Raw genomic sequence first — 18901 nt, 5'->3', positions numbered from 1 at the left:
TAATCAAGATGGCTTTACAGACTACAACAACAATTAAAATTGGCGAAACCATAATTACAAATTTTTGCAGATTAAAGGTAAATCAGAAAATTCATGACCATCATACTTTTTCTCTGGAAGTACGACAAGATATATTGGTAGACGAATTTAAAAGCGTGATGCCGGTTTCACAGCAATTGTACGGAGAGAAGGTAAGTATCGAAATCAAGCCAATTCCAGATCTTGACGATCTTATGGTAATTACAAACCCAAAGGATTATATCATGCAGTTTTACGGAATTGTGACTAAAGTCAAACTGAGAAAATCCCGTACTAAAGATATGGAAGAGACCCTATTGATAACAGGGAAAAGCAGTTCTATAGTTTTAGAAAACGGACCAGACTGCAATTCTTTTACAGACATGTCTTTAGCCGATATTACAAATAAAGTAAAGTCAGGTTTTGATATTGACATGGATGCTAAACCATTTTACAAAGAAAGTCTGCCGTATACAGTACAGTACAATGAAAGCAGTTTTAGTTTTCTAAACCGTTTGGCAAGGCGTTACGGGCAGTGGTTTTATTATAACGGAAGAACAACAGTTTTTGGGAGCCCGGGAAGTATTGGCGGACAGCCTAAACTGGTGTATGGGGTGAACATGCAGGATTTTAGTTATAATATGAAGCTGGTTCCGGCATTGTTTAAGACAATAGAAAATGACAATCGCGAAGGAGATTATTCAGTTGATACGACATTAAATTACAGAAAAGCAATCGATGGATTTCATCAGAACTATATCAATAAATCGAATAGAGTTTTTAGTAAAGAAACGGTCATTCAGCTTAATCAAAATGCTGTTGGCGGCTACGGAAGTAAAGTCTCTGGAGAATACACCAAAAATAAAATGCGCGGTCTTATGAGCAGCATGATGCAGATAAAAGCTTCAAGCGAAGTTCCAGGAATTACTATTGGAAACACAGTGCAGATAAACGGTGTCGATATGCAGCTCGAAAGCTCTTACAGGGTAACCCAAATTATACATACCTGCGACGATGGAGGAGGATATGAAAATCATTTTACAGCCGTAAACTTCAATGGATCTGTATTTTCTCCCAAAACCAATCCTGATTTAGTACCACTCTGCAAAAGCCAGACTGCCGTAGTTATTGCAAATGACGAACCAGACGGATTAAGCGGTATAAAAGTGCAAATGCCATGGCAGGAAGAAAAGGGAGAAACAACTCCATTTATCCCAATGGTTCAGACACACGGGGGAGATGGAAAAGGTTTTCACTGGATTCCGGAAATAGGAGAAAAAGTATTTGTTGATTTTCAGGGAGGAAATGCCGAACTGCCTATAGTAGTTGGAACTATGACAAGCCGAAATGAAAAAAGCGGCTATAGTACGCCAAATAATGATTATAAGGTATTGCAAACTAGAAGCGGGAATAGAGCAATTTTAGATGACGCAAGTGGTGATATCACAATTGAGAGTCAAAAAGGTAAAACAATAGCTGTTATTCATGGTGATGGTAATATACGATTTAAAGCTCCAAAAAATATTGAGTTTGAAGCAGGAGAGGATTTCACTATTACAGCAGGAAGAAATGTTAAAATAGATGCTAAAGAAAATATTGAGATTGTAGCAGGGAATGATATTCTTCAAGAAGCAAATCACGATATGTATGTAGATGTGCGAGGGAATATTTTAGAACAATCAGATAATAGAACAGAAATAATTGAAAAAGATTTCAAAAGAACTTCTGATATTTCTAATGAAGTTGCTGCCGAAGCTACTCTTTATAGCCATCAAGAAAATATGACAATACAAAGTGGCAAACAAGTCTTAATTAATAGTTCAGAAAAATCCAATCTCTTTTAATTTAAGTTATGGCAATTACAAAGCAGGCAAAAAATATTCAAATAAAAGTGACAGATGCTTATAAATTAACAGTTGGCGAAAAACTGGAGAAAAGTGCCAATAAATTAAATTTTGAAGCGACAAAAGAGAATTTGAATTTAGTTAGTGGAAAAAAAATAATAGCTCACGGCGAAGAAAAGTAATGATAAAAAAAATAAGCATTTTATTGTTTTTTGGAATAATGCTAAGTTCATGTATGGAAAAAAAATATGAATGGTCAGCAGATATATCTGCACCAAGAGAGTATCCTATAGAAGTTTATACAGGAGCAGTAGGAGGCTATTTCTTTAGCCAGATGGGAGGTTTTACTAATGCTGGTTGGGGAAATGCAGGAAGTGTTGATTTTATAGAAGCACCACTACCCGATAGCTTCGATATGACATGGTTATCGTATGCTGATAATAAATTTTATACTGGCGAATGGAAACTTCCCACAGAGAAAATAGAAGAACTTTTTGATCAGGGTTTTTATTCTACCCTAGGAGGAAAAGAGGTAATAGAGCCTTACAAATATATAAATATCGGCTTTGCCCCAAAAGGGATGGTAATAGTTTGGGTTGCCGGAAATGGAAAACAAGTTGAAGTAGGCCGATTCCAAGCTCATGAAACAGTTATTGACCCTAGACTTATTAGTGAAGATGAAAAGTATATGTTTAGAAAAGACTATGCTAAAGACAATCTTAATAATGATTTTGTTATCTCAAAAGACCTTAGAGAACAGATTAAACAATACGGTTTTCCACCTCCAGAGGTTTATGAACAGTATCGTGAAAAATACAGTTGGAAGCCAAAAATAATTCTGCCAGAAGGCTGTAAAATAACTTCGTTATACATTAAAATGTGTAATGGAGAAATTGAAGACTCTTTTAATAGACCTATGGAGTTAAAAAAAAGGGGAATTCCTTATCAGTTTGAAATATACTGGTCAATTGGCAGTGGAAAACAAGAACAACAATTTGTCTCCAGAATCACTTTTACCAAAGATACACAATATTGGGCAAAATATCTTCAAGATGGTGGAGGAGAGAATGAAATGCCGGTAGATTTTGATAAAAATGAAATTAGAAAATTGTTTAAAGATCATATTGATAAAAACAAACCAACTGAAATAGTCATAAAAATTGACCCCACTGTTGAGCTAAAATCAGAAAGGGTTACTAATCTGTATGTAGAACAATCAGAAAACCAATATCTTATAAAAGAAAAAGTAACCAGAACAGGTAAATATAATTAAGATGAGCATAGTATTCAGAGATTATACACCAACAGAAAAAGAAGAGGAAACGACAGATTTAACTATCGGTATTTTTTTTGATGGCACTAATAACAATAAAAACAATACCAATGCCAAAGAATATTACGATAAAAGAGCTAGAGGTGAAAAACTAACGGCAAAAGAAGAAGTTTCGGCAGAGGCCTATAGAAAAAATGGTAAAGACGATGAAAGCAGCAGTTATTATAATGCATGGTCTAATGTAGCCAGGCTTCATGATGCTTATCCCGAAAAATTAGCCGTATATGTTGATGGTATTGGCACTGAGACTGAAAAAAAAGACTCTATTTTGGGAGCTGGCTTAGGCACTGGCTTTATCTCAAATGGTACCGGTATTTTAGGAAAGGTCGAAGAAGGATGCAAAAAGTTAGCATCTACAGTTGCTAAACAAAATTTACAAAATAAAGTAATACCAATACTTTATTTAGATGTATTTGGTTTCAGCCGTGGTGCTGCAGCTGCAAGGGTTTTTATTAATGAAATTAGTCAAAAAGCCTATCCTATGTCTGTAGATCGAAAAAATAAAGCAGGGTATTTAGGATATTATTTAGCTAAAAATAATATCAAAGTAGACTTGGTTAAAGTACGATTTTTAGGACTTTTCGATACTGTGTCATCTTACTCAACACTGATTGATGGGAAACCAAATTTTGATAATGATACTACCCAAATACCACTCAATAATTTATCAAAGGCAAAGACTATATTGCATTTTACAGCTTCAGATGAGCATCGCAATAATTTTTCGCTTACTACAGTAAGTACAGGGAAAGAAAAAGAATTTCCGGGAGTACATTCAGATATTGGAGGGAGCTATAATGATGGTATAGAAGTAGTAAAGGTTATTGAGAAAAATTTTAAAGAAAAATTAGAGAAACTTGCAGAAAAACTAGTAGGGAACTCATGGTACTTAGAAAAGGAATTAGAAATTTCTCGTTTTGGACCTAAACACGAACTTAAAGGCACACGAAATTTAAGTAAAAATTATAGTTACATTCCACTGCATCTTATGGCAGAATCTGCCATAGCAACTCAAAAAGTTCCTTTTAACATAAAAAAAATAGAAATTGATAAATACAAAATATCCGACAATGCCTTGCTTATGCGGGTAAAAAAGCGTTTGCGAGAATATGTTTTAGGCGACGGTATGCCTTATAAGTTTATATGGTTTGGCAAAATTCATGAAAAGTATAAAGGGGTTAACAAAAGTGATAAACAATTTAAAGTTTACCAGCAGGAATTGCAAGAACAAAAAGATTTGAGAAAACTTCGTAATGAATATTTACACTGGTCCGCAGATAATGGTTCTATTGGTATGGAACCAACAAAAGATAGGAAACGCAAAATATTCAAATAAAAGTGACAGATGCTTATAATTAAAAGTTGGCGAAAAACTGGAAAAAAGTGCCAATAAATTAAATTTTGAAGTGACAAAAGAGAATTTAAATTTAGTTAGTGGTAAAAAAATAATAGCTCACGGCGAAGAAAAGTAATGATAAAAAAAATAAGCATTTTATTGTTTTTTGGAATAATGCTAAGTTCATGTATGGAAAAAAAATATGAATGGTCAGCAGATATATCTGCGCCAAGAGAGTATCCTATAGAAGTTTATACAGGAGCAGTAGGCGGCTATTTCTTTAGCCAAATGGGAGGTTTTACTAATGCTGGTTGGGGAAATGCAGGAAGTGTTGATTTTATAGAAGCACCACTACCCGATAGCTTCGATATGACATGGCTATCGTATGTTGATAATAAATTTTATACTGGCGAATGGAAACTTCCCACAGAGAAAATAGAAGAACTTTTTGATCAGGGTTTTTATTCTACCCTAGGAGGAAAAGAGGTAATAGAGCCTTACAAATATATAAACATTGGCTTTGCCCCAAAAGGGATGGTAATATTGTGGGTTGCCGGAAATGGAAAACAAGTTGAAGTAGCGCGATTTCAGGCTCATGAAACTGTTATTGATCTTAAACTTGTAACAAAAGATGAAAAATATATGTTTGAAAAGGATTATGCTAAAGATATGTTGACTTACGATGGTACTATCTCAAAAGACCTTAGAGAACAAATCAAGCAATACGGTTATCCACCGCCAGAGGTTTATGAGCAGTATCGTGAAAAATACAGTTGGAAGCCAAAAATAATTCTGCCAGAAGGCAGTAAAATAACTTCGTTATACATTAAAATGTGTAATGGAGAAATTGAAGACTCTTTTAATAGACCTATGGAGTTAAAAAAAAGGGCAGTTCCTTATCAGTTTGAAATATACTGGTCAATTGGCAGTGGAAAACAAGAACAACAATTTGTCTCCAGAATCACTTTTACCCAAGATACAGAATATTGGGCAAAATATCTTCAAGATGGTGGAGGAGACAATGAAATGCCGGTAGATTTTGATAAAAATGAAATTAGAAGATTGTTTAAAGAGCATATTGATAAAAACAAACCAGCTGAAATAGTCATAAAAATTGACCCTAATGTTGAGTTAAAATCAGAAAGGGTTACAAAGCTCTATGTAGAACAATCAGAAAACCAATATCTTATAAAAGAAAAAGTAACCAGAACAGGTAAATATAATTAAGATGAGTATAGTATTCGGAGATTATACTCCTAGTAAAGAAGATAATAAAGATCTCAATGATGTTTATATAGGTGTGTTCTTTGATGGAACCTCAAATAATAGAAAAAATATAGAAGGTCGCAGGAAAGATCCAATGCTGAAAAATACACTAATGTCTGATAATGATGGTTCAAATACCAGTTATGGAAATGATCATACCAATGTTGACAAGCTTCAAAAAGCATATGCTAAAGACAAAGAAAAACACTATTATTCAATTTATGTAGAAGGAATTGGAACAAAAAATCCTGAAGAAAATGAAGATGGTTCGCTAAGATATTATGGTGACTTTACAAGAGGTCAAGGATACGGTACAGGAGAAACAGGACTTATTGAAAAAGTTGAAAAAGGTTGTTTTGATATAGTAAAAATATTAAAAAAAGAAGGTGAAAAAAAGATAGACTCATTATATATTGATATTTTTGGTTTTAGTCGTGGCGCAACGGCTGCACGTATTTTTGTTAATGAATTGTATAAAACAAAAAATCCTAAAAACAATGATAGTTACAATTTAGGTTATCTAGGTAAAGCCTTCAAGGAATTGGATTATAAAATAAAACCCCTGCGTATAAAAATTCGATTTTTAGGATTGTATGATACTGTTTCGTCGTATGGAAGTAACGTTTTTGATGATATTACAAAAGACAAACTACCATTGCATATTCCTAATGTGGGCTTCACAGTGCATCTAACTGCAGAAGATGAGCATCGAAAAAAGTTTCCACTTACCAATATTGATAGTGCAGGTTATAATAGTAAAGAATTAATCCTGCCAGGAGTTCATTCTGATATTGGAGGAGGATATAAAAATTTAACTAATGATAACGCAGACGAAGGTGAAATTGTAATTTTAACAGAAACATCCTCTACCATAAAATTTGAAAAGCAGAGAGCATTAGACCATGGCTGGTATCAAGAATATCAACTTGAGGAGCACTCTAAATACTTAAAGGGAACCCGTAAAAAATTAAGCAATGAATATAGCCTCGTAATTTTACATTTGATGGCTGAATTTGGAAAACGGAAATACAATATACCTTGGAATTATAAAAATGTTTTGGATAAAGATTATAAAATTCCATCTCTATTACTGTCTATAAAAAAACGCTTAGATGAATATGCTTTTGAGGGAAAACCTAAAATGACTTTTTTTACTAAAAAAGAATTACAGGAAAAAGAGAAACGATTAGGTAATAAATCCAACGAGTTAAATTTACAGATAGAAGATCATAGAATGTTGATGAATTTACGTAGAAAATATTTGCATTGCTCGGCTAGTATGGACGGTGCTGGTATGGAGCCTAATAAGAAATATAATTTAATCGATATTGATTGGAAAAGAAAAGTAATATCAGGATAATATGAATAATATTTTAAAATTAGTAATACTAACAATAGTACTAATTATTACATTAAAGTCATGCCAAAACAATATGAAACAAAAAAAATACAGTTGGTCTTCGGCTGTTTGCACGCCAAAAAACTATCCTGCAGAAGTATTTTCGGGACATTTATTATTAAGTAACAAGCCTAAAAGTGGATATGTTTATATGCCGTTTGATGAAGTTATAGATAGTTATAATCTTGGAGATAACACTAATTCAACTTCAGATGAAGCCACAGGAATTCCTCCAAAAATATTAGATATAACATGGATGTCTTATACCGAAAATAAAAGTTACTCAGGAATTTTTAAGCTTGATTCTGATAAAATAGAGGAGCTGATGATAAATGGCAGTGAAAGCCCGTATTGGGATATTAAAACCAAAAAAGTAGGTATAGTAAAAAATTACCTTTTTGTTGTTAACGTTGGATTATTCCCAGGCGGAATGGTAGTTATATATTTATGGAGTCCAACCAACATGAGTATTATTGCACGATATCACGCTGATGAGGATAAAAATGTAGATTGGAAAATTGCACATCCATTGATGGTTGACAAAGCAGGTTCAGATGAATATGTTGCAGATGTAGTTAATAGATTGCCCCAAGAAATAAAAGACCAAATAAAACAAGGAAAATTGCCTTTTGTGTATTGGGAAACTATTTTTAAAAAATATAATATCATACCAATGGTTAAATCCGAAGATAAAGTAGAAACTATTGAAATTAATTATATAAATGGGGAGTTTGAATCTATTTTTTTGAGTTTGAATAATAATATCATGCATGTTAAGGAGCGTGCAGTTCCCAGAAAAATAAATATTGTTTGGCATGATATCAATGATAGAAGAATGGAAACAGATATTTTTTTTGATGAAAAAAAATCAAAAGAAATTTTTGAGAAAATCACAAATAATGAAGTTATCAAATTTATAATAAATATAGATAGAGAAACAAAACCAAGAGAAACAAAAGGGATTAGAATAAAACTAAAAACATCATCATCTGAAATTGATACGGAAGAAGCAATTGTTTCTCAGGAATCATATACGAAGCCAACTCCGTATTAATTTATTACAAAAAAAGATAAGAAGATACAGAACAAAATATCTTCATTGTTTAAAATTTACTACAATCATGAAACTAAATATCATTTTAATAGTAGTACTATTCTGCAGTTGTACTCATAATAAATTTTCAGGCACTGTACGTGATTTTGATACCGATAAACCAATAAAAAATGTATTGGTCAATATCAATGGAAATATAACACAAACGGATAGCTCAGGGTATTTTAATAGCAGTGTAAATTTTAATTCCAGCTGTATTTTATACCTAAAAAAAGAAGGTTATGCAGATAAAGAAGTAAATAGAAAACCAGACTCATCAGAAAAAAATGATGATAAAAGAGCAAAGAAGGATATCATTTACATGTTTAAAAAAGATAGTGACTTTTTAAACAAAATCAGATAATTACAAAGTATAAAACCATTTTCGGAATAAAAAAATCATGAGACAAGAACGTATAAAAGACAGGGTGCTAAAAAGAGCTGCACGATCATGGGGATTCTCCGATGTACAGATTGAATCTTCGTTTGATCCTGTAGTAGCCATGATGTTAAATGCATTATCTTATGAACTTGAAAAAGTTGCCAATGAGTTAGAAGATTCTAAAACCCGTGTAGTGGAAAGAGTGCTGGAAATTATGTTTCCTGAAGTTGCATCGGGAGCAAAACCTGCTCGTGCTATTGTACACGCAGTTCCTGTCGAAAACAATATCAAAGTTTCTCTTCAAAACCAGATGACAATTAATAGAAGAATTCATAATCTCTATAATCCGCTGGAACCAATTATGAAAGAAATTGCGCTTTCTCCAACCTTAGAAGTAAAATTAGCTTCGTGTGAAGTAAAGTATATTGCTTATGAGAGAAATTTATATACGGTATCCAATCTTTTTTATAAAGAGACTGTAAGAGCTTATGACCATACATTGCCTGCAGGAGAAATTATTTTAGGTATAGAATTAAACGATCAAAATGTTTTAGAATTAGAAGATTTAATGCTTTACATTGATATTAAAAATATCCATCAAAAAGAGATGTTTCACTATTATTTAAAACAGGCAAAATGTTTTCATGATGATATTGAAATTAAGGTTGAAGAAGGGTATAATACTCCTGTAAACAGTCTCGATATTGAAAATATCATCAATCGAAATTATACACATCTGAGTGAAATAATGCAGGAAGTCAATGATTTTTACTTTGATAATTTTTATACCTTAAAAGGAACTCTAAAATATAAGAGTATTAATGAATATTCGGCTGAATATAAGTGTTTTGAGGAAATAACCCAAAATGCTTCAAATCCTATAATCTGGATAAAGATGATTTTTCCAGAATCATTAATTCCGCAAATTATAGATAATATTTCTTTTACGGCAAATTGTTTCCCAGTTATCAATAAAAAAATACATTCTATAAGCAAAAGCTTGGATAATTTCCTGTCTTACGTGATCTTAGAAACAGGCAACAATATTTATCTCGACATAGAGTCGGTCATTGATCCCTTTAACGGCCATTATGAAATCAAAGAGTTCAAAGAAGGGGTAGTAGAAGAAGGAAATGCCGTTTTAAGAGCTGGTGGTGTTTCAAGATTTGACTCAAGAACAGCAGCTCAATTACTCCAAAATTTGCTGGACTTATTAAAAGATGAAACATCCTCATTTTCTGGTCTTGGAAAAGATTTTATGAACAGCTCTTTGGTTCAGATCAATCAATTGCTGGCTTCGGTAGAGCAACAAGCTAAAGAAAGCAGCTTTCTTAAAAATAATGATCCCTATTTAATGATCAAACCTAAATCTGATCAAAATACAGATAATACATTCCAAATAAACTACTGGTCAACCTGCGCAGAAGAGGGAAATGATATTAAAGCAGGAACCGCTTTAGATTGCAAAGATTTATTTTTTATAAGCAATAAAGTTACACTGATGACTAATACCGTAGGAGGCGTAAACAAGCAGAATAATAAGGACAGAATTTTAGCGTACAGAAATGCATTACTAACCCGTGGCAGAATCGTAACTTTTGCTGATATCAAAGCTTTCGGATTTAATCATTTTAAGAATTCGATCAGTGATATTAAAATAGAAAAAGGAACTCGAAAAGAAATTTCTGTAAAAGCAGGTTTTAGCCGAACGGTAGATATTTTCATAAAAACAAAGCCAGAAGAAAAGGAACATTTATCAAATTCGGAGTGGGAATATCTATGCGATAGCTTCATGAAAAATCTTAAGAATAGATCTTCAAATGTATTTCCATATCGCTTGTTTATAGATAATTTAGGTAATAAAAGTTTGAATTAATTCAAACTTTTATTACTTAAAAAGTTGATTCAAATTAATCTCCTTCTTCTCTTTTAATTTTTTTACAATTTTCAGAAAGGCAATTGCAGTTATATAAGCGTCGCCTAGAGCAGTGTGACGATCTTTTTTAGAAATATCAAATTTGTCTGCAAGGTCGTCTAATGTATAATGATCTTTGCGCTCAAATAAGTGAGATTTTATTAAAGTTTTTTTATACAAAATGGCAGTATCTAATCTTTTATTTGTTAGTTCTGGCAAACCATTTCTTTCTAAGGCTTTATTGATCATAGTAACATCAAAAATAGTATGATGCGCAATAATAATCGAATCTCCTAAAAAAGTTAAAAATTGCTGTAAAGCTTCTATTTCACTCGGGCGTTGAATCACGAAAGCCTTTAAAATTCCGTGGATCTGAGCAGTAGATTTATCGTAATGATCTTGTTCTATATAAACTTCAAAACTATCTTGAATCGAAATAATACCGTTTTGCAGTACAAGTGCACCAATACATAAAATTCGGTCATTTTCGTAATCAAATCCTGTAGTTTCTGTATCTAATACAACAAAGCGTGTTTCTTCAATTGTAGTATTTTCATCGAAGACATTTTCTTCTTTCTTCCAAAAATTGAATAAACTCATATTATACCAAATTTGAAATATTAAAACGTACGGAAATAAGTTCCTGAAGTTCCTTAATAGTTTTAAAAGTTCGTTTCAGTTTTATTTTTTCCATTTTCGATAAGGTTTCTAAAGCAATAAATTGTCCAGAATCATGGTTTAAAAGCCCTTGTTTCGTTCTAAATTTTAATAAAGCTTTAAACGAATACGAACATGATAAATATAGTTCTCTATTATTAGGTTCTAATTCAGCTAATTTTTCAAATCGTTCTGCTGTATTACTAATCGATTTAACAGAATGTGACAAAATTAAAACTCTTGCTGCATCAGTCAAAGGCATTAATGCTCTTCTTTTAATATCAAAATTATCTTTGTTGGCGCCATCTTGCTCAACTAGAAACTGTCTAAAAAAACCTGTTGGCGATGGACTTTGCAATGCACCGCTGACTAAATGAACATAAAAAATAGGATTTGCTTTTACATTTTCAAAAATAGAATCAGATAATTGACTCGCTATCTCCGTATCACCATAAGTTACGCTGTAATCAAAAAAAATGAACGACAACAGAACCTCATTTTTCCCCGGATTTGTGATCCAATGTTTTACCTGGTTTTTCCATTCGTCAAGGCTCATGCACCATTTTGGGTTCGAAGCCATCATTTCCGCTGGACAGTAATCATAGCCAATCTCAAATAGACCTTTATTTACAAGGGCAGCGAATTTTAAAAAGTATATTCTTGTTTCATCTTTAAAAACATCAGAAACATTTTCATAAACAATCGCATTATCTTGATCTGTATGCAGCATTTGTTCGCTTCTTCCTTGACTTCCGAGAGCTAACCAAGAAAATTTAACTGGAGGCGGACTGCTCATTTTTTCAATCGACATTTCGATCACACGAGTTGTACAGGCCTCATTTAATTCTGTTATAATTTTAGAAATTAATGTCATCGGAATATTTTGATCTAAATATCCTTGGAGCAATTGCATAATTCGGTTTCGAATAGGTTTAATTTCTTTCACCTTTTTTGCTCTCTTTAAGGCTTTTATTAAAACTGCCGGGTTATTTCCTAACGCCACCATAACGTCATGTTTGGATAAAATTCCGACGGCTTTAGTATTTGTTGTCCCGTCTTTAGTGAGGCATAGATAGCTAATGTTACTTTTCATCATTGCCATTTGAGCTTCAGTCACAGTCATCTTTTTCGGATACGTAATAACAGGTTTTGTCATTATCGTTTCTGCTGTCGTCAAAATCGAATAATCGCCCGTAACGATTTTGTTTCGTAAATCTTTATCAGTAATAATTCCTATAGGCAGCATTTCATCTACAATTAATATCGCCCCGACTTTTTTCTTGTTCATAATCTTGGCAACATCCCTCGCAGTGGTTGACGGTGAACAGGTAACAATTTTTTTAGAATATTTAATGGGTTGTAAATCAAAAGAGTCGTTGCTAGAATGCAGGTTTTCATGAATTAAATCATCTCCATACAACTTATCTTTATGAATATCGGAATAAGGATTTCGAGTGTTTGAAGCATAACTTTCGATCAAGAAATTGCCAACCGTTCTGTTCTCCAGTGCATATGGCTTAAAAACCGCAATCGGAATAGCGTATAAAATTGATTCTTCATGTGCAACAGCTTCCATAATATAATTTTCCTGAGCCAAAAGCGGACGCAATCCAAAAATATCACCTTCGTCACACATGTCTAAAACAGTATTTTTTGTGCTTTTCTTTAAAGCGACAGCACCTTTATGCACAACATAAAATGAGTCATGTGTTTTTTCGTTTTCAGCAAAAATAACAGCATCTTTATCTTTGTATACAATAGAAATTTGTTCAGAAAGTTTTTCTAAATCCTTTTGATGTAAGAAATTAAAAGGAGGGAAGCCCTTTAAAAAGTCGGCAACTCTATGCGAAATGGTATTTTTCATTAGGTTAGATTAAAGTTCTAAAATACTATATAAAATAGAAATGTAAAAGAAACACCTTTCATTATTTTGTGATATAAGTTGATATAAGGTTCAAATCAACAAAGAGGCAAAGTGACAAAGGTTTTGCATTGTGAGAATAAAACTTTGCGTACTAGCGCCTTCGTGGCATATCAAAAAAAAAGTCCCAAAATGGGAACTTAATTTTATTATTCAGTTTTATAAACCTTTCCGCGCTGCTTTTGGTCAGATCCAACCATTCCAAATTCGAAAGTATAAGAATCTTTAGAAGTTGTTAGAATTTTCATGCTGATTGCCTTTTCTTCAGCCATATTTTTCGGGTGTTTCTTCTGCAAAATATATTCGCAGTCACTTACCCAGCGTACAATCGATGTATCTGTTTTACCGTCAAAAGTTTCGATTTCGATACTGTCTTTGCGTTCAAAAAAGGTTGTTTTTTTTACACCGTTTACTTCAAATTCAAATTTGAATTTTCCGTTTTTAAAATCTTTGCAATTGTGTTCAGCATCATAACAAGATACTAATGCAAGTAATGGAAGTAGAAATGTTATTTTTTTCATTTTAAATTATGTTATTTTTTTGGAGCTGTTTACTGCTTTCCATTTCAATCAGGGCTAGTACTATAGAGTATAAATAAGAAAAACAGTGATAATTAAGACAAAAGCGATATTAAGAAAACTCAGGAAGAATAAATTTCGTCTTGTGTTTTTTCCAGATTGTTCATCTGATAATTTTGTTTCGCAGAATTTAATTAAAATCCAATACCAAATCCCACCTAAGTCAGAATGAAATTTTATCATTGCAGCCTTTTTAACTCATCGTCAGTAAAGTTCTTAATTTCTTTTTCCTTGGCAAACTTTTCAGCGTTGTAATTTCCAGATTTATTCTTCGGAATTGATAAACTCTCCCAAGAAGTGTTTTTTAATTGTTTGGCATAAAAAACAATCTGGCCAACGTGATAAGGATAATGTGCCAGCTGACGGTTAATGGCTTCAATAACCGTATGTCCTTCATTTCGAATATAAATAATATCAGAAAGCTGTTCGGGTTTCAAACTATTTAGAGTGTCAAGAAATACTTTCCAGCCTTTGTTCCAAATATCAAGAGCTTCTTCCTTTGATTGAAGATCATTTTCAAATTCTGCATCGCGGTTGCGCCATTCTTTTTCTCCATCAGAAGTTAAAAAGTCTGTCCATCGAGAGAGCATATTTCCTGAAATGTGTTTTATAATAGTAGCGATGCTGTTTGTATCTTCATTTATTGAAACAAAAAGCTGTTGTGGCTCTAATTGATCTATCGATTTTTCGCCCAGCATTTTATAATATAAAAACTGTTTTTTAACGCTTTCTAAATAAGATTCTTTAGTTTCCATAATTATACAATTTTAATATCGTATTTATCTAAAAGTCCCACGATTCCCTGTGTAGAAAATTGCGCTTTTCTCATCGGATTAAATTCAGGATCAATTTTATAATTGTAAGCCGTTCTAAAATCGACAGATGCCAACTGTGTATCATTAAAAATAGCACCTTCTAAATTACAATTATCAAAAACAGAACTTGTTAAGTTTGTTCCAATAAATGTAACATCTCTTAAAGATGAATTGATAAATTTTGTTTTAGGCATTTTTTTATTCGAAAAAGCAGCATAATCTAAAGTACTTTCCTCAAAATAAACTTGAAATAAAAAATCGTCGCATTCATTAAAAGCAATCCCTAAAAGCTTGCAGTTTTTAAAAATAACATTTTTTAAATTGGTACCTAATAAACTGGTCATCGACAAATTACAATCGATAAATTCGCAGTCTAAAAAAGTATTGTAAGCAAAATTGCTGTTAGAGAAATCACAGTTTTTAAAAACACAATCTTCAAACTCCCGATTGTTTATTTTTTTGTCAATATAAATGACTTTCTCGAAGGTTTTTTGAATGTGAATTAAACTTTCCATTTTATTTTGGATAAATATTTAAATAAGAGTGACTAAAGAACTAAATTAGTCATTAAATAAACCTTTCATAATAATTTTCAATCCGTAAAAGATTAAAAACATTGCGCTCAGGCAAGCAACGATTCCAATTCCTAAAACCAAATAATGCCAGTTAGTATGCTGATTCATAAAAGCATTATAAATTAGTGTAGGCCCAATAAACAAAAGAGGCAAAGAACCTGATAGATATTTAATTCCTTTTCCTAATAATTCTTTATTTGTTGCCATTTTTGTTTCAGGTTTTGAAAGTTTCAGGTTTTAGGTTGTCAAACTCTGGGTTAACAACATCTTACATTTCACCGAAGACTTTTTACTTTAAATAATTATCAACAGCATTTCTCACGCTGCCGTATTTTTTTAATAATTCTGATGCTTCATCATATGAAACAGGAACTTCTTCCATAATCATTTTAACACCGCGATCGACCAATTTGATGTTGCTTAATTGCATATCGACCATTTTATTGCCTTTCACTTTTCCTAGCTGAATCATAGCTGCGGTCGAAATCATATTGAGAACTAATTTTTGAGCTGTTCCGGCTTTCATTCTAGAACTTCCTGTTATAAATTCAGGACCAACAACCACCTCAATTGGAAATTGAGCTGTTAACGCTAAAGGACTACCAGCATTGCAGGTAATGCATCCTGTAACAATATTATTTTGATTGCAGGTTTCTAATCCGCCAATAACATAAGGTGTAGTTCCAGAAGCTGCAATACCTATAACTATATCAATTTCACTGATATGATTGGCTTTTAAGTCAAGCCAGGCCTGTGTTGCATTATCTTCGGCATTTTCTACTGCGCGTCGAATTGCAGTATCACCGCCGGCAATAATTCCATTTACGAGATCAAAAGGAACTCCAAAAGTAGGAGGACATTCAGAGGCATCGACCACGCCTAAGCGACCCGATGTCCCGGCACCAATATAAAAAATTCTTCCGCCAAGTTTTAATTTGGCTACAACTTGTTCTACTAAGGCTTCAATTTGTGGAATTACTTTTTCTACAGCATGAGGAACAGTTTTGTCTTCTTGATTAATATTGGTAAGCAATTCATTTACAGACATTTTTTCTAAATGTTCATACTTTGATGCTTGTTCAGTTGTTTTGGTAAATGTCATTTTTCGCTGTTATTGGACTAGCCAAAATTAATCTTTTTTATTGCAATCTCGAAATTTAGACAGCAAAGTCATAAAGATTTAATTTCTTTTCTCTTTTTTGTCGTAATTCTCATCTAAACAATGACTTTCTTGAATCCTTGCTAATAAAAGAACTAAAATATTATATTTGTTAAATATATAAAATTAATGGATAGATTAAGCTTGCTGCAGGGGATTGCACGGATCTCGGTTTTTGTGTCTTTATTGATGGCGTTTTTTTTATTTACCGTTAAAACCGAAAATAAATTAGCGAACCGTTTATTTGCCTGGTTCTTTATTGTCTCTGCTATTGATCTTAGCGGATTTTTTGTTTTTGATTTTATTCAGCATTATATTGATCTTTTTATTTTTAGATGGACGATCTGCCTGCTGGCAATGCCTTTATTTTACTTGTATGTTTTGGCAGTCTGCTATTCTGATTTTAAATTAAAGTGGAAACATCTAGTGCATTTGCTTCCTATTATAATAGTTAATTTAGTATTTCTTCCAAGATTTTATATGGCTAGTGATTCAGGTTTGAAACTTTTATCCGGAGATCTTGATCATATGCCTGAAATATATTTAATTCAGATTTTGATTGAATTTCAATATGTGTTTTATATTGTGAGTGCATTTTTAATTTTGAAGAAATATAGAGAGATTTATCTTGAAAATTATACCAATCCTAGTACGTCAACTTATAAGTATCTTTTTCAGATGACTACTGTTTTTCTTATCGCGCACTGTTTAGTGGCATTAAAAAATTTATTACGCTATAGCGATTATAAGCAAATCTTCCTTTGGTTGAATGTAATAGTAGGAACTGTGGCCTTGTTTATTACTTGCTGGCTAGTCATGAAAGCCTTAAATCATCCTGAACTTTTTAGAGGAATTAACTCCAGATTAAAATTAACAAAAGATATTCTGCCTCAAGTTGAAGAAAAATCACAATCATCTAATATTCAGGATGATGTGGTTTCAAGTAAAATTTTGGCATTGAAAGAGTATATGAATCAAAAAGAACCTTTTCTTGATCCGTCGCTTACTATTCAGGAACTTGCCAATCAAATTGATATTCCCGTTCGGGATTTATCTGTTTTGATTAATCATAATATGAACCAGCATTTTTTTGATTTTGTAAATGAATATCGGATTCAAAAAGCAATGCATATTTTGAAAAATCCTTTAAAAAGTGATTTAACAGTTTTAGAAATTTTATATGAAGTTGGGTTTAATTCAAAATCATCATTTAATACTTCTTTTAAAAAATATACAAATTTAACGCCGACAGCTTACAGAAATGCATAATGTATTTCTCTGATTTCTGTTAAATAACTAAATATATATTTGTTTAATAATATAAAAGTAATGAATGTAGATGGTCTTTTAAGTATTATGAGCGGGATGTCAGTTTTTGTTTCATTATTACTGGCATTATTTTTATTTACTGTAAAAACTCAAAATAAATTAGCAAACAGACTATTTGCTTCCTATTTGATCGTTTTTGCAATCGACAATATCGGTATTTTTATCAATGAGGATTTTATTAGAAATCATTTTAATTTAGAGTTTTTCAGATGGAGTACTTGTGCCCTGATAATTCCCGCTTTTTATCTCTATATTTTATCAGTCTGTTTTACCGATTTTAGATTGCAAATCAAGCATTTGTTTCACGCAATTCCATTTTTAATCACAAATGCTGTTTTTATAATCAGACTGTACTTTTTAGATAATGCAGAAAAAATACGATTTTATGACCACCGAAGTCAGTTGCCTGAATTGTATGGTTTTCAATTGATGCTGGGTATGCAAATTGTATTTTACAGCATTGCAGTTTTTTTGGTTTTAAAAAAATATAGAGAAATCTACCAGGAAAATTATGCTAATCCTAAAACGTCTATTTTTAAATGGTTATTTCAAATAGCTACTGTGCTCTTTATTTTGTATTATTTGTCAATAGCAAAGAATGTTTTAAGATATATTGATCTTGAGGTATTATGGATCTGGACCAATGTAGTTATGCAGTTTCTGGTTTTAACAATAACCTGTTGGTTTGTATTAAAAGCACTCAACCATCCTGAACTTTTTAGAGGAATCGATTCAAAATTGCAATTAGCAAAAGATATCCTTCCGAAGAAAGATGAAAACAGTACTGAAATAAAAAACAATCAAAATGAGGTAATTACAGCTCAAATTTTGACTTTGAAGCAGTATATGGCAGAAAAAGAACCTTATCTTGATCCGTCGCTGACTATTCAGGAACTTTCCAATCAAATTAATATTCCGGTTCGGGATTTATCAGTCTTGATCAATCACCATATTGATCAGCATTTTTTTGATTTTGTAAATGAATATCGCATTCAAAAAGCAATGGCTATTTTGAAAAATCCTTTAAAAAGTGATTTGACAGTTTTGGAAATTTTATATGAAGTAGGTTTTAATTCTAAATCCTCCTTTAATACTTATTTTAAAAAATACACCAAATTAACGCCTACAGCTTTCCGAAATGCTTCGTAATTAGCGGTTTGTAAAAAGTCGTACTTCATGCCTGATAAAGTCGAACTGATTTCTTGAATAGAAATTGGTTCGACTTTTTTTTGTCGGTCGCATTATCAAAACTTCTAAGGCAACTTTGCTTCAAATTAATCG

The 18901-nt window shown here is 32.1% G+C and carries 18 protein-coding genes; 11 read left to right on the top strand and 7 right to left on the bottom strand.

What is annotated here, in order from left to right:
* Positions 1-8: 8 nt before the first annotated feature.
* From IRZ83_RS03585 to IRZ83_RS03545, 9 genes are all read left to right on the top strand, one after another.
* The gene (locus tag IRZ83_RS03585) at positions 9-1862 is read left to right on the top strand and encodes a type VI secretion system Vgr family protein (RefSeq protein WP_194566883.1); all 1854 of its coding nucleotides are present in this window, start codon (positions 9-11) and stop codon (positions 1860-1862) included.
* Positions 1863-1870: 8 nt separating this feature from the next.
* Entirely contained in the window at positions 1871-2044 is a 174-nt protein-coding gene (locus tag IRZ83_RS03580; RefSeq protein ID WP_194566881.1) for a hypothetical protein, read from the top strand.
* 38 nt (positions 2045-2082) lie between these two features.
* Positions 2083-3135: a DUF2931 family protein gene (locus IRZ83_RS03575; RefSeq protein WP_194566879.1), complete on the top strand. Its 1053-nt coding sequence runs from the start codon at positions 2083-2085 to the stop codon at positions 3133-3135.
* A gap of 1 nt (position 3136) precedes the next feature.
* On the top strand, positions 3137-4531 hold the full coding sequence (locus IRZ83_RS03570; RefSeq protein ID WP_194566877.1) for a T6SS phospholipase effector Tle1-like catalytic domain-containing protein: 1395 nt from the start codon (positions 3137-3139) through the stop codon (positions 4529-4531).
* A gap of 135 nt (positions 4532-4666) precedes the next feature.
* A complete protein-coding gene (locus IRZ83_RS03565) occupies positions 4667-5758 on the top strand; it encodes a DUF2931 family protein (protein ID WP_194566875.1) in 1092 nt (363 codons plus the stop codon).
* 1 nt (position 5759) lies between these two features.
* Positions 5760-7157, top strand: coding sequence for a T6SS phospholipase effector Tle1-like catalytic domain-containing protein (locus IRZ83_RS03560; RefSeq protein WP_194566874.1), 1398 nt, complete (start codon positions 5760-5762; stop codon positions 7155-7157).
* A gap of 73 nt (positions 7158-7230) precedes the next feature.
* Complete coding sequence (locus IRZ83_RS03555; protein WP_255526403.1) at positions 7231-8250, top strand: DUF2931 family protein; 1020 nt, start codon at positions 7231-7233, stop codon at positions 8248-8250.
* A gap of 67 nt (positions 8251-8317) precedes the next feature.
* Positions 8318-8653 carry a hypothetical protein gene (locus IRZ83_RS03550; RefSeq protein WP_194566872.1) on the top strand — a complete coding sequence of 112 codons (336 nt, stop codon included), beginning with the start codon at positions 8318-8320 and terminating at the stop codon, positions 8651-8653.
* 37 nt (positions 8654-8690) lie between these two features.
* Complete coding sequence (locus IRZ83_RS03545) at positions 8691-10547, top strand: type VI secretion system baseplate subunit TssF (protein ID WP_194566871.1); 1857 nt, start codon at positions 8691-8693, stop codon at positions 10545-10547.
* Positions 10548-10559: 12 nt separating this feature from the next.
* Here IRZ83_RS03545 and IRZ83_RS03540 read toward each other — a convergent pair whose 3' ends face one another.
* The 7 genes from IRZ83_RS03540 to murQ form a co-directional block, all read right to left on the bottom strand.
* Positions 10560-11186, bottom strand: coding sequence for a PolC-type DNA polymerase III (locus IRZ83_RS03540; RefSeq protein ID WP_029269206.1), 627 nt, complete (start codon positions 11184-11186; stop codon positions 10560-10562).
* Between the two features lies 1 nt (position 11187).
* Entirely contained in the window at positions 11188-13107 is a 1920-nt protein-coding gene (locus IRZ83_RS03535) for a DUF294 nucleotidyltransferase-like domain-containing protein (protein ID WP_029269208.1), read from the bottom strand.
* A 206-nt stretch (positions 13108-13313) separates the two neighbouring features.
* Positions 13314-13685, bottom strand: coding sequence for a DNA topoisomerase IV (locus IRZ83_RS03530; protein ID WP_194566870.1), 372 nt, complete (start codon positions 13683-13685; stop codon positions 13314-13316).
* A 236-nt stretch (positions 13686-13921) separates the two neighbouring features.
* On the bottom strand, positions 13922-14497 hold the full coding sequence (locus IRZ83_RS03525) for a DUF1572 family protein (RefSeq protein WP_194566869.1): 576 nt from the start codon (positions 14495-14497) through the stop codon (positions 13922-13924).
* A gap of 2 nt (positions 14498-14499) precedes the next feature.
* A complete protein-coding gene (locus IRZ83_RS03520; protein WP_194566868.1) occupies positions 14500-15072 on the bottom strand; it encodes a pentapeptide repeat-containing protein in 573 nt (190 codons plus the stop codon).
* A gap of 45 nt (positions 15073-15117) precedes the next feature.
* The gene (locus IRZ83_RS03515) at positions 15118-15339 is read right to left on the bottom strand and encodes a DUF6095 family protein (protein WP_029269216.1); all 222 of its coding nucleotides are present in this window, start codon (positions 15337-15339) and stop codon (positions 15118-15120) included.
* Positions 15340-15421: 82 nt separating this feature from the next.
* Positions 15422-16234 (bottom strand): N-acetylmuramic acid 6-phosphate etherase, encoded by an 813-nt coding sequence (gene murQ, locus IRZ83_RS03510; RefSeq protein WP_194566866.1) that lies wholly within the window; start codon positions 16232-16234, stop codon positions 15422-15424.
* 186 nt (positions 16235-16420) lie between these two features.
* Here murQ and IRZ83_RS03505 point away from each other — a divergent pair, with 186 nt between their 5' ends.
* Both IRZ83_RS03505 and IRZ83_RS03500 read left to right on the top strand, forming a co-directional pair.
* Entirely contained in the window at positions 16421-17560 is a 1140-nt protein-coding gene (locus IRZ83_RS03505) for a helix-turn-helix domain-containing protein (RefSeq protein ID WP_194566864.1), read from the top strand.
* Positions 17561-17599: 39 nt separating this feature from the next.
* Entirely contained in the window at positions 17600-18769 is a 1170-nt protein-coding gene (locus tag IRZ83_RS03500) for a helix-turn-helix domain-containing protein (RefSeq protein ID WP_228520654.1), read from the top strand.
* The last annotated feature ends 132 nt before the right edge of the window (positions 18770-18901 follow it).

It is taken from the genome of Flavobacterium sp. JLP (genome assembly GCF_015350755.1).
GTDB lineage: Bacteria > Bacteroidota > Bacteroidia > Flavobacteriales > Flavobacteriaceae > Flavobacterium.
Note: the sequence above shows the minus strand (reverse complement) of the source record. Positions and strands in the feature narration are given on the sequence as shown.

Coding starts and splice junctions, on each gene's coding strand:
- murQ (WP_194566866.1), bottom strand. CDS start 16,234: ATGACATTTACCAAAACAACTGAACAAGCATCAAAGTATGAACATTTA.
- IRZ83_RS03545 (WP_194566871.1), top strand. CDS start 8,691: ATGAGACAAGAACGTATAAAAGACAGGGTGCTAAAAAGAGCTGCACGA.
- IRZ83_RS03520 (WP_194566868.1), bottom strand. CDS start 15,072: ATGGAAAGTTTAATTCACATTCAAAAAACCTTCGAGAAAGTCATTTAT.
- IRZ83_RS03525 (WP_194566869.1), bottom strand. CDS start 14,497: ATGGAAACTAAAGAATCTTATTTAGAAAGCGTTAAAAAACAGTTTTTA.
- IRZ83_RS03515 (WP_029269216.1), bottom strand. CDS start 15,339: ATGGCAACAAATAAAGAATTATTAGGAAAAGGAATTAAATATCTATCA.
- IRZ83_RS03505 (WP_194566864.1), top strand. CDS start 16,421: ATGGATAGATTAAGCTTGCTGCAGGGGATTGCACGGATCTCGGTTTTT.
- IRZ83_RS03580 (WP_194566881.1), top strand. CDS start 1,871: ATGGCAATTACAAAGCAGGCAAAAAATATTCAAATAAAAGTGACAGAT.
- IRZ83_RS03540 (WP_029269206.1), bottom strand. CDS start 11,186: ATGAGTTTATTCAATTTTTGGAAGAAAGAAGAAAATGTCTTCGATGAA.
- IRZ83_RS03530 (WP_194566870.1), bottom strand. CDS start 13,685: ATGAAAAAAATAACATTTCTACTTCCATTACTTGCATTAGTATCTTGT.
- IRZ83_RS03565 (WP_194566875.1), top strand. CDS start 4,667: ATGATAAAAAAAATAAGCATTTTATTGTTTTTTGGAATAATGCTAAGT.
- IRZ83_RS03575 (WP_194566879.1), top strand. CDS start 2,083: ATGCTAAGTTCATGTATGGAAAAAAAATATGAATGGTCAGCAGATATA.
- IRZ83_RS03570 (WP_194566877.1), top strand. CDS start 3,137: ATGAGCATAGTATTCAGAGATTATACACCAACAGAAAAAGAAGAGGAA.
- IRZ83_RS03535 (WP_029269208.1), bottom strand. CDS start 13,107: ATGAAAAATACCATTTCGCATAGAGTTGCCGACTTTTTAAAGGGCTTC.
- IRZ83_RS03560 (WP_194566874.1), top strand. CDS start 5,760: ATGAGTATAGTATTCGGAGATTATACTCCTAGTAAAGAAGATAATAAA.
- IRZ83_RS03550 (WP_194566872.1), top strand. CDS start 8,318: ATGAAACTAAATATCATTTTAATAGTAGTACTATTCTGCAGTTGTACT.
- IRZ83_RS03555 (WP_255526403.1), top strand. CDS start 7,231: ATGAAACAAAAAAAATACAGTTGGTCTTCGGCTGTTTGCACGCCAAAA.
- IRZ83_RS03585 (WP_194566883.1), top strand. CDS start 9: ATGGCTTTACAGACTACAACAACAATTAAAATTGGCGAAACCATAATT.